The 20550-nt window shown below is 62.9% G+C and carries 23 protein-coding genes; 12 read left to right on the top strand and 11 right to left on the bottom strand.

The window, feature by feature from the left end:
• Positions 1 to 21 precede the first annotated feature (21 nt).
• From X773_RS47050 to X773_RS47025, 6 genes are all read right to left on the bottom strand, one after another.
• Positions 22 to 873, bottom strand: a complete 852-nt coding sequence (locus tag X773_RS47050) for a citryl-CoA lyase (protein ID WP_023675292.1) — start codon at positions 871 to 873, stop codon at positions 22 to 24.
• A complete protein-coding gene (locus X773_RS47045; protein WP_023675291.1) occupies positions 870 to 2054 on the bottom strand; it encodes a CoA transferase in 1185 nt (394 codons plus the stop codon). The genes X773_RS47050 and X773_RS47045 overlap by 4 nt, the downstream gene beginning before the upstream one ends.
• Positions 2055 to 2069: 15 nt before the next feature.
• Complete coding sequence (locus X773_RS47040; protein ID WP_023675290.1) at positions 2070 to 3593, bottom strand: tripartite tricarboxylate transporter permease; 1524 nt, start codon at positions 3591 to 3593, stop codon at positions 2070 to 2072.
• Between the two features lie 4 nt (positions 3594 to 3597).
• Complete coding sequence (locus tag X773_RS47035; RefSeq protein WP_023675289.1) at positions 3598 to 4131, bottom strand: tripartite tricarboxylate transporter TctB family protein; 534 nt, start codon at positions 4129 to 4131, stop codon at positions 3598 to 3600.
• Positions 4132 to 4289: 158 nt separating this feature from the next.
• Entirely contained in the window at positions 4290 to 5267 is a 978-nt protein-coding gene (locus X773_RS47030; RefSeq protein WP_023675288.1) for a tripartite tricarboxylate transporter substrate-binding protein, read from the bottom strand.
• Positions 5268 to 5467: 200 nt separating this feature from the next.
• A complete protein-coding gene (locus X773_RS47025) occupies positions 5468 to 6007 on the bottom strand; it encodes a GNAT family N-acetyltransferase (RefSeq protein WP_023675287.1) in 540 nt (179 codons plus the stop codon).
• Between the two features lie 226 nt (positions 6008 to 6233).
• On the opposite strand from X773_RS47025, the gene X773_RS47020 reads away from it, so the two are divergent.
• The 4 genes from X773_RS47020 to X773_RS47005 all read left to right on the top strand — a co-directional run bounded on the left by X773_RS47020 (position 6234) and on the right by X773_RS47005 (position 9917).
• Positions 6234 to 6689, top strand: coding sequence for a DUF2214 family protein (locus tag X773_RS47020; protein ID WP_023675286.1), 456 nt, complete (start codon positions 6234 to 6236; stop codon positions 6687 to 6689).
• Positions 6690 to 6871: 182 nt separating this feature from the next.
• Positions 6872 to 7849, top strand: a complete 978-nt coding sequence (locus tag X773_RS47015; RefSeq protein ID WP_023675285.1) for a tripartite tricarboxylate transporter substrate-binding protein — start codon at positions 6872 to 6874, stop codon at positions 7847 to 7849.
• A 79-nt stretch (positions 7850 to 7928) separates the two neighbouring features.
• Complete coding sequence (locus X773_RS47010) at positions 7929 to 8396, top strand: tripartite tricarboxylate transporter TctB family protein (RefSeq protein WP_023675284.1); 468 nt, start codon at positions 7929 to 7931, stop codon at positions 8394 to 8396.
• Between the two features lie 9 nt (positions 8397 to 8405).
• Positions 8406 to 9917, top strand: a complete 1512-nt coding sequence (locus X773_RS47005) for a tripartite tricarboxylate transporter permease (RefSeq protein ID WP_023675283.1) — start codon at positions 8406 to 8408, stop codon at positions 9915 to 9917.
• A 34-nt stretch (positions 9918 to 9951) separates the two neighbouring features.
• Here the strand turns inward: X773_RS47005 and nth are convergent, their stop codons facing one another.
• On the bottom strand, positions 9952 to 10773 hold the full coding sequence (gene nth / locus X773_RS47000) for an endonuclease III (RefSeq protein ID WP_023675282.1): 822 nt from the start codon (positions 10771 to 10773) through the stop codon (positions 9952 to 9954).
• A gap of 22 nt (positions 10774 to 10795) precedes the next feature.
• On the opposite strand from nth, the gene X773_RS46995 reads away from it, so the two are divergent.
• Positions 10796 to 11290 carry a DUF2244 domain-containing protein gene (locus X773_RS46995; protein WP_023675281.1) on the top strand — a complete coding sequence of 165 codons (495 nt, stop codon included), beginning with the start codon at positions 10796 to 10798 and terminating at the stop codon, positions 11288 to 11290.
• 9 nt (positions 11291 to 11299) lie between these two features.
• Here the strand turns inward: X773_RS46995 and X773_RS46990 are convergent, their stop codons facing one another.
• The gene (locus X773_RS46990; protein ID WP_023675280.1) at positions 11300 to 12115 is read right to left on the bottom strand and encodes a class I SAM-dependent methyltransferase; all 816 of its coding nucleotides are present in this window, start codon (positions 12113 to 12115) and stop codon (positions 11300 to 11302) included.
• 115 nt (positions 12116 to 12230) lie between these two features.
• Here X773_RS46990 and X773_RS0137320 point away from each other — a divergent pair, with 115 nt between their 5' ends.
• The 5 genes from X773_RS0137320 (at position 12231) to X773_RS46970 (ending at position 16753) form a co-directional block, all read left to right on the top strand.
• On the top strand, positions 12231 to 13121 hold the full coding sequence (locus X773_RS0137320) for a methylated-DNA--[protein]-cysteine S-methyltransferase (RefSeq protein WP_031211349.1): 891 nt from the start codon (positions 12231 to 12233) through the stop codon (positions 13119 to 13121).
• Positions 13122 to 13238: 117 nt separating this feature from the next.
• Entirely contained in the window at positions 13239 to 14147 is a 909-nt protein-coding gene (locus X773_RS46985; RefSeq protein ID WP_023675276.1) for a ribokinase, read from the top strand.
• A 6-nt stretch (positions 14148 to 14153) separates the two neighbouring features.
• On the top strand, positions 14154 to 15614 hold the full coding sequence (locus tag X773_RS46980; protein WP_031211348.1) for an amidase: 1461 nt from the start codon (positions 14154 to 14156) through the stop codon (positions 15612 to 15614).
• Positions 15615 to 15717: 103 nt separating this feature from the next.
• Positions 15718 to 16332: a LysE family translocator gene (locus tag X773_RS46975; protein ID WP_023675274.1), complete on the top strand. Its 615-nt coding sequence runs from the start codon at positions 15718 to 15720 to the stop codon at positions 16330 to 16332.
• A 52-nt stretch (positions 16333 to 16384) separates the two neighbouring features.
• Positions 16385 to 16753: a hypothetical protein gene (locus X773_RS46970; protein ID WP_245274634.1), complete on the top strand. Its 369-nt coding sequence runs from the start codon at positions 16385 to 16387 to the stop codon at positions 16751 to 16753.
• A gap of 490 nt (positions 16754 to 17243) precedes the next feature.
• On the opposite strand, the gene X773_RS46960 is transcribed toward X773_RS46970, so the two are convergent.
• The gene (locus X773_RS46960; RefSeq protein WP_023675271.1) at positions 17244 to 18185 is read right to left on the bottom strand and encodes a nucleoside hydrolase; all 942 of its coding nucleotides are present in this window, start codon (positions 18183 to 18185) and stop codon (positions 17244 to 17246) included.
• A gap of 144 nt (positions 18186 to 18329) precedes the next feature.
• Here X773_RS46960 and X773_RS46955 point away from each other — a divergent pair, with 144 nt between their 5' ends.
• Complete coding sequence (locus X773_RS46955) at positions 18330 to 18755, top strand: Hsp20 family protein (protein WP_023675270.1); 426 nt, start codon at positions 18330 to 18332, stop codon at positions 18753 to 18755.
• Between the two features lie 63 nt (positions 18756 to 18818).
• Positions 18819 to 19076: a DUF1150 family protein gene (locus tag X773_RS46950; RefSeq protein WP_023675269.1), complete on the top strand. Its 258-nt coding sequence runs from the start codon at positions 18819 to 18821 to the stop codon at positions 19074 to 19076.
• Positions 19077 to 19187: 111 nt separating this feature from the next.
• On the opposite strand, the gene ptsN is transcribed toward X773_RS46950, so the two are convergent.
• Both ptsN and raiA read right to left on the bottom strand, forming a co-directional pair.
• Positions 19188 to 19652, bottom strand: a complete 465-nt coding sequence (gene ptsN, locus X773_RS46945) for a PTS IIA-like nitrogen regulatory protein PtsN (RefSeq protein ID WP_023675268.1) — start codon at positions 19650 to 19652, stop codon at positions 19188 to 19190.
• Positions 19653 to 19711: 59 nt separating this feature from the next.
• Complete coding sequence (raiA, locus tag X773_RS46940; RefSeq protein WP_023675267.1) at positions 19712 to 20296, bottom strand: ribosome-associated translation inhibitor RaiA; 585 nt, start codon at positions 20294 to 20296, stop codon at positions 19712 to 19714.
• Between the last annotated feature and the right edge of the window lie 254 nt (positions 20297 to 20550).

Raw genomic sequence — 20550 nt, 5'->3', positions numbered from 1 at the left:
GCCGTCTCTTGAACCGATGCCTCACTGACTGCCATCGTCTTCCTCGGGCAGAGGCCGCGCCGGCGTGCCGGTATAGGCCCACAGCCATTCGCGCGGCAGCGGCCCCTTGTTGCGGTCGCTTTCCTGCGACTGTTCCCACGCATGTGCGAGGATGCCGACCGAGCGCGACAGCACGAAAAGGCCGCGCGTCAGCGGCGGCGGAAAGCCGAGCTCGCCGTAGATGACGGCCGTGGCGCCGTCGATATTGAGCGGGATTTTTTTGCCCTTGCGCCGCGCCACCTCGGCCTCGATCGCCTCGGCGATATCGGCGAAGCGCCCGCTGACGATGCCGCGCGCGGTAAAGTCGCGGGTTAGCTCGATGAGGCGGGGCGCCCGCGGGTCGACCGGATGGAAACGATGGCCGAGCCCGGGCACATAACCGTTTTCCCCGGCAAGGAAACGATCGAGCCGCGCCGACACGGCGTCCGCAAGCGGCATGCCGGCGTCCAGTTCGGCAGCGATGTCTCCGTAGAAGGAAAGCGCCTGTTCGCCGGCGCCGCCATGCACATCGCCAAGCACGTTGACGGCTGATGCCATGGCGCTGTTGATGCCGACGCCGCAGGTGATCGCCATACGGGCGATGGCGATCGACGGCGCCTGCGGCCCATGGTCGACGGCAGCACCCAGCGCGATGCCAAGCAGCGCCGCCTGCTCCTCGCTTGGCGTTTCGCCGCGCAGCATGAGCCAGATCATTGCCGGAAAGCTGACGCGACCGATCAGATCCTGGATTTCATAGCCGCGCAGCCGGATGACGCCGGGGCGCATCTCGATGATGCCGGTCTGCCACCATTCCTCGCCGCGCGCGCGACCAGTCTTGTTTTGCGTTCCGCTCATGCCTTCGCTCTTTTCTTGGCGCGTGGCGGCAGGTCGGCAAAAACCTCGTCCATATGCTCGCCCAGCCCCGGCGGCGGCCTGCTCGGCAAAGGTGCCTTGCCATCGACCATGAAGCCGCCGCGCACCACGGTCAGCGGCTTGTCCATTCCGGACACAGCCTGGAAGCGCGCCGTCATGCCGCGCTCGATCACCTGTTGCTCCTGCAGAACCTGCGGGATCGTCAGCACCCGGCCGGCCGGCACGCCGGCGCGATTGAACCTCTCCTCCCAGGCGGCGGCCGAGCCGCTCGCCAGGGCGTCCTCGATCAACGCCTTCAATGCGATGCGGTTCTGCTTGCGCGTTTCGCGCTCGGCAAAGCGGACATCCGCCGCCAACTCCGGCCGGCCGATCAACCGGCACAGTGTGACGAACTGCTCTTGCTTGTTGGCGGCGATGTTGAGCAAGCCGTCGCCGGTGCGAAACGCGCCAGACGGTGCGGCCGTCATGTTTTCATTGCCCATCGGCTGCGGCTCGACGTCCGCCGTCAGATAGTTCGACACCGGCCAGCCGAGCGCAGAAAGCGTGCATTCGAGCATCGACACGTCCAGGAACGCGCCCTCGCCTGTCGTCTTCTGCTTGACCAATGCGGCGGTAATGGCGAACGCTCCGACCAGCCCGCCAAGCGTATCGGCAACCGGATAGCCGACACGCAGCGGCGCCGTTTCCGGTGTACCGGTGATGCTCATGATGCCGGAAAGACCCTGGATGATCTGGTCGTAGGCTGGATTGTCGCGCATCGGCCCGGTCTGGCCGAAGCCCGATATCGCACAATAGACAAGGCTTGGCCGGACCTCCTTCAGCCTGGCATGGCCAAGCCCCAGCCGGTCCATTACGCCGGGGCGGAAATTCTCGACCAGCGCGTCGGCCGAAGCGACCAGATCGAGGAAGCGTTCGCGGTCGGCCTCCTGCTTGAGATCGAGCGCCACCGAGCGTTTGCCGGCATTCTGCGCCAGGAACGAAGCGCCCATGCCCGCCCGGTTGAGCTCCGGCGAGGCGCCGAGCTGGCGCGCCAGATCACCGCCTTGCGGCGTCTCGACCTTGATGACGTCGGCCCCGAGCAACGCCAGCTGGTAGGCGCAATAGGGGCCGGCCAGCACATTGGTCAGGTCAAGGATGCGGATGCCGGAAAGCAGGTCTGTCATGACGTCACGAACAGCTCAGGCATCGCCCGGCACGTGCTCCGGTCCACGCATGCGTCTGTGCTCGATGTAGGCCCAGATATGCGGTCCAACCAGCCCGATGAAGGCCAGCGTCAGCAGCGTCAGCGACAGCGGATGCTTGTAGAACACCGTCCAATCGCCATTCGAGATGGTCATCGCGCGGCGGAACTGCGTTTCGGCAAGCGGCCCGAGAATCATGCCGATGATGACGGGCGCGGTCGGGAAATCGAAACGCCGCATCAGGAAACCGGCGGCACCGAGCAGATAGAGGATGACGAGGTCGATCGGCGATTGCGAGATGCCGTAGGTGCCGACCGTGGCGAACACCAGGATGCCGGCATAGAGCTGCGGCGCCGGGATCTTCAGCAATCGCACCCAGAGCCCGATCAGCGGCAGGTTGAGGACGACGAGGATGACATTGGCGATGAACAGGCTGGCGATCAGCCCCCACACCAGGTCGGCCTGCGTCGTCAGCAGCAGCGGCCCCGGATTGATGCCGTAGCTCTGGAACGCCGACAGCATGATCGCGGCCGTCGCCGAGGTCGGCAGGCCGAGCGTCAGCATCGGCACCAGCACGCCGGCCGCGGATGCATTGTTGGCCGCTTCCGGCCCGGCAACGCCCTCGATGGCGCCGACCGTGCCGAACTCCTCCTTGTGTCTGGAGAGTTTCTTCTCGATCGCATAGGAGAGGAAGGTCGGGATTTCGGCGCCGCCGGCCGGCATGGCGCCGATCGGGAAGCCGATCAGGGCGCCGCGCAGCCATGGCCTCCACGAGCGCGACCATTCGGCCGCGGTCATGTAGAGCGACCCTTTCAACGGCACGATGTCGTCCTTGCCGGCATAGCGGCGCGAGGCCATGTAAAGCGTCTCGCCAACGGCGAACAGGCCAACGGCGACGACGATGACGTCGACGCCGTCGAGCAATTCGCTCATGCCGAAGGTGAAGCGCGGCTGCCCCGTCTGCAGGTCGACGCCAATCATGCCGACGACGAAGCCGACGAACAGGCTGGTCAGGCCGCGCACCGACGACGAGCCGAGCACCGCCGAAACCGTGATGAAGGCCAGCACCATCAGCGAGAAATATTCGGCCGGGCCGAAGGCCAGCGCGAATTTGACGACGATCGGCGCCAGGAAGGCAACGCCGATCGTGCCCAGCGTGCCGGCGACGAAGGAGCCGATCGCCGAGGTCGCCAGGGCCGCACCGCCACGGCCGGAGCGGGCCATCCGGTTGCCTTCCAGCGCGGTGACGATGGTGGCGCTTTCGCCAGGCGTGTTGAGCAGGATCGATGTCGTCGAGCCGCCATACATGGCGCCGTAGTAGATGCCGGCAAACAGGATGAAGGATGCCTCCGGCGCCACCTGATAGGTGATCGGCAACAGCAGCGCGATGGTCAGTGCCGGCCCGAGGCCGGGCAGCACGCCGATCGCAGTCCCCAGCGTGGTGCCGACCAGGCACCATATGAGATTGATCGGCGAGAAGGCGACCGAAAATCCGTGCGCGAGATGGCCGAGCGTTTCCATGGCGTCAGCCCCTCAGCATGGCAACGACCGAATCGACGATCGCGTTCAGCTGGTTTTCGATGAAGCCGGCGCCGATATTGACGCCAAGCGCCCTGGCAAAGCCGAAATAGGCGGCCAGCGCCAGGATCAGCCCGAGCAGCACGTCACGCAGCGGACGCCGGCTGCCGAAACCATGGCAGATGAGAACGAACATGATGACAGATGCCGCGGTAAAGCCGAGCGGCTGGATCAGCACCAGGTTGGCGATCAGTCCGAGGGCGGCGATGCCCATCGCCTTCCAGTCGGTCGGCGTCTCCTTTTCGTCCTCCGGCTGCCAGCCGCCCCGCAAGGCGGCAATGATGAGCAGCAGCGACAGGATCACCATCCCGGTCATGGTGATGTAGGGAAAGACGGTCGGACCGACCTTGGAATAGAGCGGCGACACCGGGATTGCCAGCGTCTGCCAGGCAACCGCACCGGCACAGGCGAGGAGCCCGACGCCGATCAGCAGTTCGGGTACTGCAAGGCGCGGCGGCGCCGGCTGGTCGCTGGTGCTCATCATCGTCCTCCCAATGTCGGTCCCTTGGGGCCGGTTCTCCTTGGACCGGTCTCACTCGGCCGATCCCGGAGTAGTTTCACCTCCGGCGCCGCGTATGTCCATGCGGCTGGCGAAAGTCGGCAAGGGTTGGCGCAGGCTGCCGCCCCTTGCCGAGAGCATCACGCTAGGCCGAGGTCCTTGAGGATCGTCCCGATGCGGGCCGTGTCTTCTGCGACGAATTTCGCATAATCGTCACCGGTGAGCAGGATCTGCGTCCAGTTGCGGTTCTTGCATTCGGTGGCCCAGGCGTCGCTCTTGGCCATGGTCTCGATCAGCTTGATCATTGCTGCCTTGTCGGCGTCCGAGACGCCGGGCGGTGCGAAGACGCCGCGCCAGTTGAACAGCTCGACATCGATGCCGGCTTCCTTCATCGTCGGCGCATCGATTCCCTCCTGGCGTTTATCCGCGGAGATGGCCAGCAGCCGCAGCGCACCCGCCTTGACCTGTTCGGCGAACTCGCCATAGCCGGAGATGCCGGCCGCGACCTGGTTGCCGAGCAGCGCCGAGAGCGCCTCGCCGCCGCCGGCAAACGGCACATAGGAGAGATTGGTGGCCGGAACACCGACGGTCTTGGCGATGAGGCCGAACAAGATGTGGTCCGAGCCGCCAGCCGAACCGCCGGCGACCGGAACCTGCGTCGGGTCGGCTTTGAGGGCGGCAACAAAGTCGGCCGCAGTCTTGAATGGCGAGGCGGCCGGCACCACAAGCGCCTCGAACTCGCCGGTGAGGCGGGCGATTGGCGTGACCTCGGTAAGGTTGTTAGCCGCCTTGTTGGCGATGATCGCGCCGACCATGACCATGCCAGCCAACATCAGCGCATTGCCCTTGCCCTTCCACTGGTTGACGAATTGCGGCAGGCCGACAGTACCGCCGGCGCCGCCGACATTGGTGATCTGCGAGCCGGAGATCAGTTTTTCGCCGCGCAGCACCTGGTCCATGGCGCGCGCCGTCTGGTCCCAGCCGCCGCCCGGCGCCGCCGGCACGAAAATCTGCAGCTGCGGTGCGTCCTGCGCGAAGGCGGGGATAAAATGCGATGCCGCCAGTCCGGCAGCACCTGCTGCAGCGGTGCTCATCAAGAATCGGCGTCTGTTCAGCATGGGATTCCTCCAAATCGCGACACCTCCTCCGGTGCCTGCCAGAAACGTGGCCTGACTTCAGACCCGCTCGATAAAATTCATGCAGAGTTTGCGTCTTCCTGTCAAAGACAGAACACGCCGCATGCGGCACAATCGGCCTGTGCGATCTTCAGGCAGGCGAACTCGACGCCGGACGACGTGCAGAGGCCAGACAGCGTCCGTCAGGGCTGCCGCTCCAGCAGGATGGTCGGCTTGCCTTGGTAGACGGTTCGCAGCACTTCGCCATAACCGCATTTTGCCGCGACGTTCAGCGAGCCGGTGTTTTCCGGATCGATGATGCAGACGGTCTTCGCGGCTGCAAATGCCTCATCGCCCCAGGCAAGCACCCGTGCGACGACTTCGCTGGCCAACCCGTGGCCATGCGCGCCCGCAACCAGAGCCCAGCCGGTCTCCGGAATGCCCTCGATCGAGGGCGTCATGTCGCGTTTCAGATCGTGAAAGCCGGCCTCGCCGATGAAGCGGCCGGTGGCCTTTTCCTCGATCGCCCAGAAGCCGTAGCCCAGAAGCGACCACAGGCCGGCGTGGCGTAGGAAGCGCATCCAGCTTTCCTCCCGCGTGCGCGGCTTGCCGCCGATAAAGCGGGTGACGACGGGATCGGCCCACATCGCGACGTAGGCGTCGAAATCGTCAAGCCGGTGCGGCCGCAGGACCGTGCGCGAGGTCTCAATCACTGGGGCGACAATTGAATGCGGACTGGCCATGGTCATGTCTCGCTTGTGTTGCCGGTGCCTAATGCAGGTCTTCCAAAAGTGGGGACAGCGACACGCTCGAGACGGGAAATCCAAATCCGTTGCGAAAAACAAGAGCCAAGGCTGTGTAGATCATCTTCCAGGCTGATGTGAATCCTGCCAGGCGGTGTTAGTTTTTCTCCAGTACTGGTTCAGGCGCGTTGGGTTTCGGCGCTGCCGTCCGACAGAGGGGAACAGCATGGACACCACCGACCTTGTGCTTGCCATTTTCCATCATCTGCTGGTGTTTTCGCTGGCAGGCATCATCGGCGCCGAGTTCGTCCTGATCCGCAGCGACTTGTCCGCCGCGACGCTGAAGCGGCTTGTCGGCATCGATCGCCACTACGGCATCATCGCCATGCTGATCATCGTCGCCGGCATCGGCCGCGTCATCTATGGTCTCAAGGGCTGGGAATTCTACGTCTACAACTGGATGTTCTGGGCAAAGATGGCCGCTTTCGCAATTGTCGGCCTGTTGTCGATTATCCCGACCGTCCGATTCCTGTCCTGGAACAGGCAGGCGAGCGCCAGTCCCGGCTTCCAGGTGCCTGCGGCGGAGCTAGCGTCCGTTCGCACCTATGTCCGCACCGAGGCATCGATCTTCCTATTGATCCCGGTGTTCGCGGCGGCGATGGCGCGCGGCTATGGCTACTAGCATAGGTTGGAGGAAGGGCATCGCACGGCCCATCCTTCCCACTCATTTGCGCGGATAGACGTGCAGTTTGCCGTTTGAGCCCGATTGTCATTTGTCGGGTTGCGCTAGTTATTGCTCCATCTACAGTCGGTTTTAGAGGAATCCGCGCAGCGGTTGGCAATCATATCCTGGGAGGAAACACGATGCGAAAATTCATCGCCGCGCTGGCTGTCGCTGCGGCCGCCATGCTTTACCCACCGGCCGCTGGCGCGCAGACCTACCCCGAACGCACCATCACCATTGTCGTGCCGTTTTCGGCCGGCGGCCCTACTGACACCGTCACGCGTCTTGTCGCGGAAGCCATGTCGAAGGACCTCGGCCAGCAGGTCATCGTCGAGAATGTCGGCGGCGCCGGCGGCACACTGGGCGCCGGCCGCGTCGCAAATGCCGAGCCTGACGGCTACACGCTGCTCCTCCATCACATCGGCATGGCGACAAGTGCTACGCTCTACAGAAAGCTCGCCTACGACACGCTGAACGCATTCGAATATGTCGGCCTCGTCACCGAGGTGCCGATGACCATCGTCGGCCGCAAGGACCTCGAGCCGACCGATCTGAAGGGGCTGGTCGACTACGCCAAGGCCAACAAGGACAGCATCACCGTTGCCAATGCCGGGATCGGTGCCGCCTCGCATCTGTGCGGCATGCTGTTTATGAGCGCCATCGGCACGCCGCTGGTCACCGTACCCTACAAGGGCACCGGCCCGGCCATGACCGATCTTCTCGGCGGCCAGGTCGACATCATGTGCGACCAGACGACCAATACCACCAAGCAGATCCAGGGCGGCACGATCAAGGCTTATGCCGTAACCTCGCCGCAACGGCTAGACGTGCTGCCGGACGTGCCGACGACGATAGAGGCCGGTCTTCCCCAGGTGCAGGTCGGCATCTGGCACGGCATCTATGCACCCAAGGGCACGCCGGCCGAGATCACCGAACGCCTGTCGAAATCTCTGCAGGTGGCGCTGAAGGACCAGAACGTCGTCGCCCGATTTGCCGAACTCGGCACCAAGCCGTCGCCCGAGGCCGATGCCACGCGGGCCGCGCTCAAGGCCAAGCTGGAAAGTGAGATTGCGCGCTGGAAGCCGATCATCGAAGCGGCCGGCCAGTACGCCGACTAAAGGTTTTTAACGGGGCGCCGCCAGCGCCCCGTTTTTACACCGGCATCGGCACGCCCGTGAGGCGGGCCGGGAGGACGCCATGAAACCTTTCGCAATCGACAGAACCAACGGCATATGCGCCGCGCTGTTGATCTTTATTGGCGCCTTTTTCGCGCTGCAGTCGCTGGGCCTCGAAATCGGCACCGCCTTTCGCATGGGGCCGGGCTATTTCCCGCTGGTGCTGGCAATTGTGCTCATTCTGCTCGGCGCCGTCATCCTAGTCGAGGCAGTGCGCTTCGAGAGCGAGCCGATCGGTTACATTGCGTGGCGCGGCATGCTGTTCATCCTGCCTGCTCCGATCTTCTTCGGCCTGACGGTGCGCGGCCTCGGCTTCATCCCGTCGATCTTCCTGACGGCGCTGATCGCATCTTTCGGTAGCGGCCGTATGAAGCCGCTGACTGCACTCGTGCTGTCAGCCGGCCTGACGCTGTTCGCATTCGTCGTCTTCAGCTACGCACTCGGCCTGCCGTTTCGGCGTTTCGGCCCGTGGTTGCCAACGTCGTTGTGAGGAGATGAAATGGAACTCCTCAACAACCTCGCACTCGGCTTTTCGACAGCCACATCTTTGGCAAACCTCGGTTTCTGCCTGATCGGCGTCCTTCTCGGCACGCTGATTGGCGTCCTGCCCGGCATCGGTGCCACCGCAACCATCGCCATGCTGTTGCCGATCACCTTCCAGATCGGCGACCCGGTTTCCTCTCTCATCATGCTCGCCGGTATCTATTACGGCGCGCAGTATGGCGGCTCGACCACCGCCATTCTCATCAACATGCCCGGCGAATCCTCGTCGGCCGTCACCGCAATCGATGGCTATCAGATGGCCAGGAACGGCCGCGCCGGAGCAGCCCTGGCGACCGCGGCGATAGGCTCGTTCTTTGCCGGCACGGTGTCGACCTTCCTCGTCGCCATCTTCGCCCCACCGCTGACGGCGATAGCGCTGAGATTCGGCGCGCCCGAGTATTTTTCGCTGATGATCGTCGGCCTGGTCTCGTCCGTCGCGCTCGCCCACGGCTCGATCGTCAAGGCACTGGCCATGGTCGTGCTCGGCCTGCTGCTCGGCCTTGTCGGCACCGATATCTACACCGGCACACCCCGATTCACGCTCGGCATCCGCGAATATGCCGACGGGCTGAATTTCGTCGCAGTGGCGGTCGGCGTCTTCGGCGTCGCCGAGATACTGCGCAACCTCGAAAACGAGCATGAGCGTTCCGTGCTGATCCGAAAGATCTCCGGCCTTATGCCGACCCGCGAAGATTTTCGGCGCATGGCGGCTCCCATCGTGCGCGGGACAATCATCGGTTCGGCGCTCGGCATCCTGCCGGGAGGCGGCGCGATCCTTGCCGCCTTTGCCTCCTACACCGTCGAAAAACGTGTCTCGAAAAATCCCGGGGAATTCGGCAAGGGCGCCATCGAAGGCGTCGCCGGACCGGAATCGGCCAACAATGCCGGCGCCCAAACCTCCTTCATCCCGATGCTGACGCTCGGCATTCCGGCCAACCCGGTAATGGCGCTGATGATCGGCGCGATGATCATCCAGGGCATCGTGCCCGGCCCCAATGTCGCCATCGAACAGCCTGCACTGTTTTGGGGTATCATCACCTCGATGTGGATCGGCAATCTGATGCTGATCATCTTGAACCTGCCGCTGATCGGGCTTTGGGTGAAACTTCTTACCATCCCCTACTATGTGCTCTTCCCGATCATCATGGCGTTCTGCTCGATCGGCGTTTACAGCGTCAACACCAACGTCTACGACCTCTATGCCGTCGCCTTCTTCGGCTTGCTTGGCTACCTCCTGACCAAGCTGCGCTGCGAACCTGCGCCGCTGCTGCTCGGCTTCGTGCTCGGCCCGCTGCTCGAGGAAAACCTACGCCGCGCCATGATCCTCTCGCGCGGCGATCCGAGCACCTTTGTGACGCGGCCGATCAGCGCCAGCCTGCTCCTCATCGCGCTTGCCGTGCTCGTCATCGTGTTTCTCCCCGCGGTCAGGAAGAAGCGCGAGGAGGTGTTCGTCGAGGAGAGTTCCTGAATGTGGACGGCGCCACATACGAGGAACTTCAGAGTCACTTGCCGGGCACTGACTCAGTAGCCGCTTCTACTGGCCCGAGCGGCGCGATCTCGACCAGCGGTGCAGGCACGCTGGTCGTCTTTTCCTTGGCCTTGCAGATATCGGCGATGACGCAGGCCGGGCAATCCGGCTTGCGCGCCTTGCAGACATAGCGGCCGTGCAGGATCAGCCAATGATGCGCGTGCCGCATATATTCATCCGGAATGATCTTCAGGAAACCTTGCTCGACCTGTTCCGGCGTCTTGCCCGGCGCCAGGCCGAGCCTGTTACCGATGCGGAAGATGTGCGTGTCGACCGCCATCGTATGCTGGCCGAATGCCACGTTGAGCACGACGTTGGCGGTCTTGCGGCCGACACCCGGCAGCTCGACCAGTTGATCGCGATCCTCAGGCACCTCGCCGCCATGGTCGCGGATCAGCGCCTCCGACAGCGCGATGACGTTCTTGGCCTTGTTGCGCCATAGCCCGATGGTGCGGATATGGTCGCCGAGCTTGGCCTCGCCTAGCGCCAGCATCTTTTGCGGCGTGTCGGCGATTTTGAACAGCGCCCGCGTCGCCTTGTTGACGCCGGCGTCCGTCGCCTGAGCCGAAAGCACCACCGCCACCAACAGCGTGAAGGCGTTGATATGTTCGAGCTCGCCCCTCGGTTCCGGCCGCTGAACGGAAAAGCGCCGGAAAATCTCATGCACCTCGGCCGCGCTGTAAAGCGCCCGCGATCTCGCCGGCCGCGGACGCGGCTTGACGTTCGAGCCGTCGCGGCGGCCGGGCAACAGGTCTTTTTTTAGCGCAGAAGAGTTTTTGGGCTTGGGGCTTGTCATTGCCTTCCTATAATATTCCCCAATGAGCGACACAAACGCCTCATTTCAGGCCGACGAGCCATTTTTCCAGGCGCTGCTGACACCGCACCGGTCGCTGGGCAAGACCGGCTTTGCCATCCTGATGGGCGCCCTGCTGTTCGGCTGGCTGGTGACCGGAGCTTTTTTTCTGTCGCGCGGCGCCTGGCCGGTGTTCGGCTTCTTCGGCCTCGACGTGATCGCCGTCTACATCGCCTTCCGCGCCAATTATCGTGCCGCCCGGGCTCGCGAGGAGGTATCGGTGTCGCGCACCAGCCTCGACATCCGCAAGACTGCCCCGTCAGGCAAATCGGAAGCACACCGCTTCAATCCGTTCTGGGCGCGCTTTTCGATCGCCCGCCACGCCGAGATCGGCATCACCAGAATGGCGGTCGAGGCGCAAGGAAAAACCGTCTCGATCGGCGGCTTCCTCAACCCTGCCGACCGCGAAAGTTTTGCCACCGCATTTTCGCGCGCTCTGGCAGCCGCCAAGGCGCGCTGAGCCAGCGTTTCAGAACCGATAGCGCAACAGCCTGCCGATCTTGCGCAATGCTGGAATGTATTTCCAAAGGCGAACGAACAGTTTCGCGAACCAGCGCATGCGAGCGGCATGTTCCGGCTTATAGGCAGGGATGTCCTCGACGAACCGCAGCTTCGGAACGGCTCGCTCCAATTCATGCGGGTTCTCGATGCTCCAGTGGACCTCGGCGCCGGTGGCGCGGAAGGAGGAATTGAGGCGAATGATCTTCAGTCCCAGGCGACTATAGGCATCGAAAACCAGTTCGCCGCTCGAAAGATGTCCCACCAAACGAGAAAACAGTTGCTGCCCCTCCTCGGCACCCAGGTAGGGAGTCAGGCCTTCCGCCACGACTATGGCCGGGCGATCCCGAGGTACTTTGTTCAGCCATCCAGGTTCGGTGACCGACGAAGCGATCAGATGGTAGTGATCCCGCACTGGATAGAGCTTGCGCCTGAGATCGATGACTTCGGGATAGTCGACGTCGAACCAGTCCACGCCGGCTGGCGGGTCGATACGGAATATGCGCGTATCGAGCCCACACCCGAGATGCAGTACGATGGCGTCAGGATTTCGGGCGAGAAAGTCCTGAACGCAGACGTCCAGCGTCTTTGCCCTGATTGCTAGACCGACGCCGAGATTGTTGTCGACCTTGAGCCGTGAGAAATCATAGTCGATGTTGCGCACCGCCTCGTCGGCAAAGTAGTCCCTGAGCAGCGAATTGGGCAGCCGGCTCTCCAGCGCCTTGCCGTAAAGTGTTAAAAGCAAAGTCTCCTTTGCCCCGGTCAGGTTTACTTTTTCACCAGCCACGACCGTCCTCCCCATTCAAAGCCCAGCTCTATCTGGGTACATGCCGCGGGAAAGCAAGTTTCGGGTGGTGATCGGCGCCGCGAAGGACGATATTCGCACTCAAGGAGATACTGCCATGAACGCCCAAATGCCTCTCAAAACGACAGCAATCCTTCAGAAAGACATCACGCCTGAAGGTGGAGACTACGAAATCGTCCGTCGTGCCATCGAAAAGATCAGCCTCGACTATCGCGACCAGCCTTCGTTGGAAGTGCTGGCCGAGGAGGTCGGCGAGACACCGACCGGGCTGCAGAAGCTGTTCACCCGCTGGGCCGGCCTGTCGCCCAAGGCTTTTCTGCAGGCCGTCACCCTCGATCATGCGCGCAAGCTGCTCGATGCCGGCATGCCGCTGCTTGAAACCTCGTTCGAACTCGGCATGTCCGGCCCAGGCCGGCTGCACGATCTGTTCGTCACCCACGAAGCGATGTCGCCGGGCGATTACAAGACCCGCGGCGCAGGGCTCACCATCCGCTACGGCTATCATATCTCGCCTTTCGGCATCGCGCTGATCATGGTGACGGACCGCGGCCTTGCCGGCCTCGCCTTCAACGACCCCGGCGGCGAGCGTGCGGCCTTTGCCGACATGTCCAGCCGCTGGCCGAATGCGACCTATGTCGAGGACATGGCGGCGACGGCGCCCTATGCCGCGCGCATCTTCGATCCGTCGCTGTGGCGCGCCGACCAGCCGCTGCGCGTCGTCATGATCGGCACAGACTTCCAGGTCCGTGTCTGGGAGGCCTTGCTGCGTATTCCGATGGGCCAGGCCTGCACCTATTCCTCGATCGCCGCGCGCATCGGCGCACCGAGCGCCAGCCGGGCTGTCGGTGCCGCGGTCGGTGCCAATCCGATGTCCTTCGTCGTGCCGTGCCACCGGGCTCTCGGCAAGTCCGGCGCACTCACCGGCTACCATTGGGGCCTGACCCGAAAACGCGCCATCCTCGGCTGGGAGGCGGGACAGGTCTCTTGAATAGCCAACGAATGGAAACGACACGAGCGATGCAAGGACCGCTAGGGTGACAAGCAGCGATCTTACGGAGTAGCTTCCCGCGCAATTAGAGTGGTATGCGCTAGCGGGAGGCATTTCTTGATCGTCGTCATCGGCTCCATCAATCTCGATCTCATCGCAAGTGTCGACCGCTTGCCCGGTCCCGGCGAGACCGTGCGCGGCTCCGGTTTCGCTACTGCCCCCGGCGGCAAGGGCGCCAACCAGGCGCTGGCCGCCGCCCGCGCCGGCGCCAAGGTGCGCATGGTCGGCGCGGTCGGCAAGGACAGCTTCGCCAGCGACGCTCTGGCGCTGCTGCGCGACGGCAAGATCGACCTGTCCGGCGTCGGCGAGACCTTTGCCTCGACCGGTACCGCGTTGATCATGGTCGGCGCCGACGGCGAGAACGTGATCGCCGTTGTGCCGGGCGCCAATGATTCGGTCGTGCCGGGTGACCTTTCCAAGGCCTTCCTGAAAAACGGCGACGTCGTGCTGCTGCAACTGGAGATCCCGCTGCAGACCGTCGAGGCAGCACTCGACGCGGCAAGGACAGCCGGCGCGATCACAGTGCTCAACACCGCACCTTTCCATGGCGACGCGGCCGGCTTCCTCGGCAAGGCCGACTATCTCGTCGCCAACGAAACCGAGTTCGACCTCTATGGCGAGGCGCTGTCGTTGAATGGCCGCGACCGCCCGGCACGGATGCGCGACTATGCCGCGAGAACCGGCCGCACCATCGTCGTCACGCTTGGCTCGGACGGCGTTCTGGCGGCAACGCCGGACGATCTCCTGATGGTTCCGGCGCTGAAGATCAGTCCGCTCGATACGGTCGGCGCCGGCGACACGTTCTGCGGCTATTTTGCAGCCGGGCTGGCAGCCGGCCTGCCGCTCGACCAGGCGCTTGCCCGCGCTGCCGCAGCCGGTTCGCTGGCCTGCCTGAAGGCCGGTGCACAGCCGGCCATCCCGCTGGCCAGGGACGTCGATGCCGCCCTGCAGAAATCTGCAGGCTAAAGCGGGATGACAGCCATGCGCCCGACGACGAAGCACGCGGTGCCGCCCGCCGGCGACATCTGCCGCCTGTCTGCCGTGGAGCTTGCCGGGAAGATCAGGCGCCGGCAGCTTTCGGTGCGCGAAGTGGTCGCGGCATGCCTCGACAGGATCGAGGCGGTGAACCCGCTGGTCAACGCTATCGTTTCACTGCGTGAGCGTGCCGACATCCTGCGCGAGGCCGACAGCGCTGACGCTCATCTGGCGCGAGGAGGAGATACCGGATCGCTGTTCGGCCTGCCGATCGCGATCAAGGATCTTGCGCTGACAAAAGGCCTGAGAACCGCCTTCGGCTCGCCGATCTTCGCCGATTTTGTGCCTGAGGAAGACGACTTCTTCGTCGAGCGCGTCCGCAAGGCCGGCGCGATCATCATCGGCAAGACCAACGTTCCCGAATTCGGGCTCGGCTCCAACACCTACAACACCGTGTTCGGACAGACGCTCAACGCATTTGACCCGGCGCTGACCGCCGGCGGCTCGAGCGGCGGTGCGGCGGTCGCGCTGGCGCTCGACATGGTTCCCGTTGCCGATGGCAGCGATTTTGGCGGTTCCCTGCGCAATCCCGCTGCCTACAACAATGTCTATGGCTTCCGTCCATCGCAGGGATTGGTGCCGGCCGGCCCTGACCTTGATGTGTTTCTTGCGCAAATGGGCGTCGAAGGGCCGATGGGGCGTAACGTGCGTGACATGGCGTTGCTGCTCGACGTTCAGGCCGGCTATCATCCTCGCGCGCCGCTGTCGCATGATAAGCCAGGCTCGTTCCTCGAAGGGCTGGAAGCACCGGCGGCCGGCGGGCGCATCGCCTGGCTCGGCGATCTTAACGGCCATCTGCCGGTTGAAGCAGGCATTCTACAGCTTTGCGAGGCAGCACTCGGCCGGTTCGCGGATGTATCCTTCGAGGCCGAGCCGCTGATGCCGGAATTCGACTTCGAAGCGCTGTGGCAAGCCTTTGTAACGCTTCGCCAGGCGAGCAGCGGTTGTGCACTCAAGGCGCATTACGACGATCTCCTGAAACGAAGTCTGCTGAAGCCGGAGGCCGTTTGGGAGGTGGAACATGCACTGCGCCTCACCGCGCCGCAGATCCACGCCGCCACGGTGAGGCGCTCGTCCTGGCATCGAATGCTGCTGTCGCTCTTCGAGCGTTTCGACCTGATTGCGCTGCCAGCCGCACAGGTCTTTCCCTTCGATGTCGTCACCCACTGGCCAAGGGAAGTGGCCGGGCGTGCCATGGACAGCTATCACCGCTGGATGCAGGTCTCAGCGCTCGCCACGCTGGGCGGCTGCCCGGCGGTCAACCTACCGGCGGGCTTCGACGCCAGGGGCCGGCCAATGGGCATGCAATTGATCGGGCGGCCGCGCGGTGACCTCTCCGTGCTGAGGGCGGCTGCCGCCTATGAGGCAACGCTGCCATGGCAGGCCGGCGCCTGCTGAAATCAGCTCCGTATTGTCGGCGCCTCGCCGACTTGCACGCAACTCATCGCCATGCATTGATCGCGACAGCGCGCCGCACGAGCGGCATCTGTGGAGGGAAAAAATGTCGCTGGAACTCTACGCCACCTATGTCGTCGCCTGCATCGTCATCATCCTGGTGCCGGGGCCGACGGTGACGCTGATCATTGCCAACAGCATCCGCCACGGCTCGCGCGCCGGGCTCGCCAATGTCGCCGGCACCCAGGCCGGGCTGGCCATCATGATCGCCATTGTCGGCATCGGGCTGACCTCGCTGATCGCCGGCATGGGCCACTGGTTCGAATGGGTCCGGCTGATCGGCGCCGCTTACCTGATCTGGATGGGCGTGCAGATGTTCCGCTCGAAAGGCAAGCTTAACGCCGACGGATCGGCAAAAAAGCCGCGTGGCGGCTTCTTTTTGCAGGGGCTGCTGGTGGCGATCAGCAATCCAAAGACGCTGGTGTTCTTCGGCGCCTTCTTTCCCCAGTTCATCGCGCCTGAAGGCAATTACGCACTACAGATCGGCGTCATGGGTCTCACCGCGATGATCTTCGCCGCAGTCTCGGATTCGACCTACGCGCTGGCCGCCGGCCGCGCAGGGCGTCTGCTGTCGGCCGGCCGCGTCAAGCTCTTGTCGAGGATCAGCGGCAGCTTCCTGGTCGGCGGCGGCCTGTGGCTGGCGTTTTCCAAGGCGAAGTAACGGCCGCGAGCCCGGCGACGCCAACAGCAACATCCTGGAATAGGAAGGCCGATTGAAAGTCGGCCTTCAGGCCACCACATGGATCAACAGTTGGGGATTCATGTCTATGCCGTGGACTTACGCGGATTTGAAAAGGAACGCGTTTGGCGTGATCCTGTCCATCGCTTTGTTCGCGGCGATGGTTCCGTCGGCTCTGAACAAATGGGCGAATGACGCAAGTCCGATCCGGTCGGTCGACCCGGTCGATGCAACGATCAAAAGTGGACAGGGTAAAGGGCGCAATATCCAATATCTGCTGGTCCTTGAGAACGGTTCGACGGTCCTCGTTTACGACGACCTCCCGCATCTGATCGGCTCGCGCGTCGGCATCGAGCGCGTCACGCGCGACAATGGCTTCGTCTTTTACCGGTTTGCAAATTGAACGACGATCGATCGATAGGCTGTTTTCAAAGGTGAAGCGAGTGACATGGCTTTTTCGGGGAATCGCTCTTGAACAAAGCCCCTATGCTACTCAACTCTAAGGTATGGGGCCGACAAATATTTCTCTTAGAACCCGCATTCTTTTGCTTCGGGAAGAGTTTCGCGACAGAGTTGTTGGCATCACAATCTTGTGCGCGCTCGCTCTCGCGATCGCTGTGCCGATTGTAACTAGGCAGAACAGTCCGATCACTGGCACACAACTCGTAGGAGGCACCGTCGAAGATGTTGCGACGATGCCTCTAAATCCGAAAGGTTCCGTCGGACATGGACTTTATTATAGATATGAAGTCCGCCTCCATGACGGCAACGCTCGGATATTTGTCGATGGTGAGGTGGAAACACCCCACATGATCGGATCGGAAGTATCGATCGAAGAACAGCAACGCCAGGACGGTACCACCACCTACCGCCTGCTCAACTACTGAGCAGCCCTAAAGCCGCCCCAGCCTTTCCAGCAACAGCGCGAAAAACGCATCATGGTCGATGTCGCGCATCACCATGGCGTTCTTCGGCCGCTTGGTCACCCCCCACCAGTCGATCACCGTCATGCCCATGGTGAGCTCCGAGGCGGTTTCCACGCTGACATTGCAATTGCGACCCTTGAACAGCTTCGGCTTCAGCAGATACGCGATCACGCAAGGATCGTGCAGCGGGCCGCCGTCGGTACCGTATTTCTCCTCGTCGAAACGTTCGAAGAATTCCAGCATGTCCGCGGTGGCCGTGCCGACCCTGGTGCCGAGCTTGCGGAAGGCCCTCGTGCGCTTGGCGGTGGTCAGCGCCTTGTGGGTGACGTCCAGCGGCATCATCACGATCGGAATGCCGGATTTGAACACGACATCGGCGGCATGCGGATCGACATAGATGTTGAACTCGGCGGTCGGCGTGACGTTGCCGCCCTCGAAGAAGCCGCCGCCCATCAGCACGATTTCCTTGATGCGCGGCGCGATTTTCGGCTCGCGGATCAGCGCCAACGCAATGTTGGTGAGCGGCCCGAGCGCGCAAAGCGTGATCGTGCCGCTCTCCTCCCTCATCAGCGTCTCGACTATGAAATCGACCGCATACTCTTCCTGCAGTTTCATCTTTGGTTCGGGCAGTTGCGGCCCGTTGAGGCCGGTCTTGCCATGCACTTCCTCGGCGGTGACCAGTTCGCGCGCCAGCGGCCGGATGGCGCCTGCATAGACCTTGACGTCCGGCCGGCCGGCCAGCTCGCAGATCTTGCGGGCGTTTTTTTCGGTAAGTTTCAACGGCACGTTGCCGGCCACCGCGGTGATGCCGACGATCTCCAGCTCGGCGCTGCCGAGCGCCAGCAATATGGCGACGGCATCGTCCTGGCCGGGGTCAGTGTCGATGATGATCCTGCGGGATTGGGGCATTTCAATTCCTTGTTTTGGCAAGTCTTTTTGGGCGGGACGTGTGACGGCTTGAAGTCTGCCGGGCGGCGGACCATATCAAGACCATCGGGAAAAATGCCATCCGGGTTTTTCCACTTTATGTCGCTCTTGAGAGGACACTGTAACATGAGCCGAATGACGCCTTTTTCCAGCCCGCTTCTCCTCGGTTTCGATTCCATGGAAAAGACGCTGGAGCGCTTGGCAAAGTCCGGTGACAGCTATCCTCCCTACAACATCGAGCGCCTCAGCGGTGCCGACGGCAAAACCGAAAGGCTGCGTATCACGCTCGCCGTCGCCGGTTTCGCGGAAAGCGATCTCGATGTCACAACGGAGGAGAACCAGTTGGTCGTGCGCGGCCGTCAGAACGACGACACCGAGCGCGAATTTCTCCACCGCGGCATCGCCGCGCGCCAGTTCCAGCGCTGTTTCGTGCTGGCCGACGGCATGCGGGTGATTGCGGCGGAATTGAAGAACGGCCTTCTGTCGATCGATCTCGATCGGCCGGAATCCGAACGGCTGGTACGAAAAATAAACATATCGGTGAAAGACTGATTTTTGCCGATAGCTCTCATGCGGGATGGCCTTGAGCGGCGTCTCGCGGCAAGGAGGCTTGAAATGACCAGAACTAACGAGAATATCATCATGACCAGCGGCGAATTCGCCCATCTCGGCGAAGGTTCGGTCGCCTATCTCAGGAAAGTGTCGAGCGACGATCTGCGCGGCCGTTTCCCGGGCCTCGGCGAAATCGCGCCGGGTCTGGAACTGTGGGCCCTGTTTGCCGCTAATGGCCAGCCGATCCTGCTTTCGGACGCTCGCGACCGGGCACTGGCTGGCGCGCTGGAAAACGATCTGACCCCGGTCGCTATCCACTAACGTCGCTATCCACCAACATTGGCGCCATCAACTGACAAATATGGCGCAGCGATCTGGCTGGAAACGGACAGGGCCGCTCACGGCGGCCCTTCAAAGGATTTAATCAAAACCTCAAGCGGCGTGCGAGGCCTGCGTGTCCGACAGCAGCGCATGGATGGCCACGGCGTCGCGCGTGCCCCTGATCTTGGCAACCGTGTCGGCGTCGCGCAGCACCCGCGCGATGCGCGACAGCGCCTTGAGGTGGTCGGCGCCGGCACCTTCGGGAGCCAAAAGCAGAAACACCAGGTCGACCGGCTGATCATCGAGGGCCTCGAAGTCCACCGGTGTCTCCAGCCGGGCAAAAACGCCGGCGATCCGCTTCACCCCAGCCAGCTTGCCGTGCGGAATGGCGATGCCGTTGCCGACGCCGGTGGAGCCGAGCCGCTCGCGTTGCAGGATGGTGTCGAACACCTCTCGCTCCGGAATGCCGGAAATTGCCGCCGCCCTTTCGGACAGCAATTGCAGCAGCTGCTTTTTGGAGTTCGCCTTCAACGCCGGCATGATTGCCGGAACGCTGACGAGATCGCTCAGATCCATGCTTGAAATCCCTTGTTCGCCTGCCGTCGCCAGTCCCCACGCTCGCGTGCGGCTGGTCTTTACCCCTGCGCGACCTTGGCCGTGGACGGGTCGATCCAGCCGATATTCCCGTCCGGCCGGCGATAGACGATGTTGAGATGGTCATTTCCGGCATTGCGGAAGACCAGGACCGGGCTGTCCTTGGTGTCGAGTTCGATCACCGCTGACGCCACCGACATGGTCCGCAGCGTCATAGTCGATTCGGCGACGATGGCCGGCGCGAAATTCTCCGGTATGTCCTCCTCGTCGTCGGCAAGCGGCGCCATCACCGTATAGGCGACGTCGGTGAGCTCGCCGTTGCTATTGCCTGAATTGTGCGACTTCAGCCGGCGCTTGTAGCGCCTGAGGCGCGTTTCCAGACGGTCTGCCGCAGTATCGAAGGCAAGCGTTGGATCCTGGGCATCGCCGGTCGCCTGCAGCGAAGCACCGGAGTCCAGCCGGATCATGCAATCGGCCGTGTAGCGCGACCCCGATTTGACGACTACGATTTGCCCTGAAAAGCCCCGATCGAAATATTTCCCGATCACTTCCCCGACACGGTCGTTGATGCGCGTACGGAACGCATCGCCGATATCCATGTGTTTTCCCGATATGCGCAGTGTCATCTGAAAACTGACCTTCCTTGCTCAGGCTTCAAACTGTCCCGAGTTTATACTCGTGGTCCGCGCGCACAAGCTTTTGCGGCGTCACTTGCGCCGATTTTAGATCCGAACTTTCCGGTTGATCACAAGCCGCCTTCTTGGCCGTCCCGTGGCCTACGTCGTGACGGACCATCTCTCGTGCGGGCATCGGCGAACTCAAATCCACTCGCCAGCCCGTCTCATGCGGGCGGGCTTCTAGCCACTTCGTCGCCGCTTGT

Source organism: Mesorhizobium sp. LSJC280B00 (genome assembly GCF_000502835.1).
In the GTDB taxonomy this organism is placed as follows: domain Bacteria; phylum Pseudomonadota; class Alphaproteobacteria; order Rhizobiales; family Rhizobiaceae; genus Mesorhizobium.
This window is presented reverse-complemented; position numbering and strand designations above follow the sequence as displayed.

Bases quoted from the DNA above. Each gene is read 5' to 3' on its own strand.
- X773_RS47050 (WP_023675292.1), bottom strand. From the start codon at position 873: ATGAGCGGAACGCAAAACAAGACTGGTCGCGCGCGCGGCGAGGAATGG.
- X773_RS47045 (WP_023675291.1), bottom strand. From the start codon at position 2,054: ATGACAGACCTGCTTTCCGGCATCCGCATCCTTGACCTGACCAATGTG.
- X773_RS47040 (WP_023675290.1), bottom strand. From the start codon at position 3,593: ATGGAAACGCTCGGCCATCTCGCGCACGGATTTTCGGTCGCCTTCTCG.
- X773_RS47035 (WP_023675289.1), bottom strand. From the start codon at position 4,131: ATGAGCACCAGCGACCAGCCGGCGCCGCCGCGCCTTGCAGTACCCGAA.
- X773_RS47030 (WP_023675288.1), bottom strand. From the start codon at position 5,267: ATGCTGAACAGACGCCGATTCTTGATGAGCACCGCTGCAGCAGGTGCT.
- X773_RS47025 (WP_023675287.1), bottom strand. From the start codon at position 6,007: ATGGCCAGTCCGCATTCAATTGTCGCCCCAGTGATTGAGACCTCGCGC.
- X773_RS47020 (WP_023675286.1), top strand. From the start codon at position 6,234: ATGGACACCACCGACCTTGTGCTTGCCATTTTCCATCATCTGCTGGTG.
- X773_RS47015 (WP_023675285.1), top strand. From the start codon at position 6,872: ATGCGAAAATTCATCGCCGCGCTGGCTGTCGCTGCGGCCGCCATGCTT.
- X773_RS47010 (WP_023675284.1), top strand. From the start codon at position 7,929: ATGAAACCTTTCGCAATCGACAGAACCAACGGCATATGCGCCGCGCTG.
- X773_RS47005 (WP_023675283.1), top strand. From the start codon at position 8,406: ATGGAACTCCTCAACAACCTCGCACTCGGCTTTTCGACAGCCACATCT.
- nth (WP_023675282.1), bottom strand. From the start codon at position 10,773: ATGACAAGCCCCAAGCCCAAAAACTCTTCTGCGCTAAAAAAAGACCTG.
- X773_RS46995 (WP_023675281.1), top strand. From the start codon at position 10,796: ATGAGCGACACAAACGCCTCATTTCAGGCCGACGAGCCATTTTTCCAG.
- X773_RS0137320 (WP_031211349.1), top strand. From the start codon at position 12,231: ATGAACGCCCAAATGCCTCTCAAAACGACAGCAATCCTTCAGAAAGAC.
- X773_RS46980 (WP_031211348.1), top strand. From the start codon at position 14,154: ATGACAGCCATGCGCCCGACGACGAAGCACGCGGTGCCGCCCGCCGGC.
- X773_RS46975 (WP_023675274.1), top strand. From the start codon at position 15,718: ATGTCGCTGGAACTCTACGCCACCTATGTCGTCGCCTGCATCGTCATC.
- X773_RS46960 (WP_023675271.1), bottom strand. From the start codon at position 18,185: ATGCCCCAATCCCGCAGGATCATCATCGACACTGACCCCGGCCAGGAC.
- X773_RS46955 (WP_023675270.1), top strand. From the start codon at position 18,330: ATGAGCCGAATGACGCCTTTTTCCAGCCCGCTTCTCCTCGGTTTCGAT.
- X773_RS46950 (WP_023675269.1), top strand. From the start codon at position 18,819: ATGACCAGAACTAACGAGAATATCATCATGACCAGCGGCGAATTCGCC.
- ptsN (WP_023675268.1), bottom strand. From the start codon at position 19,652: ATGGATCTGAGCGATCTCGTCAGCGTTCCGGCAATCATGCCGGCGTTG.
- raiA (WP_023675267.1), bottom strand. From the start codon at position 20,296: ATGACACTGCGCATATCGGGAAAACACATGGATATCGGCGATGCGTTC.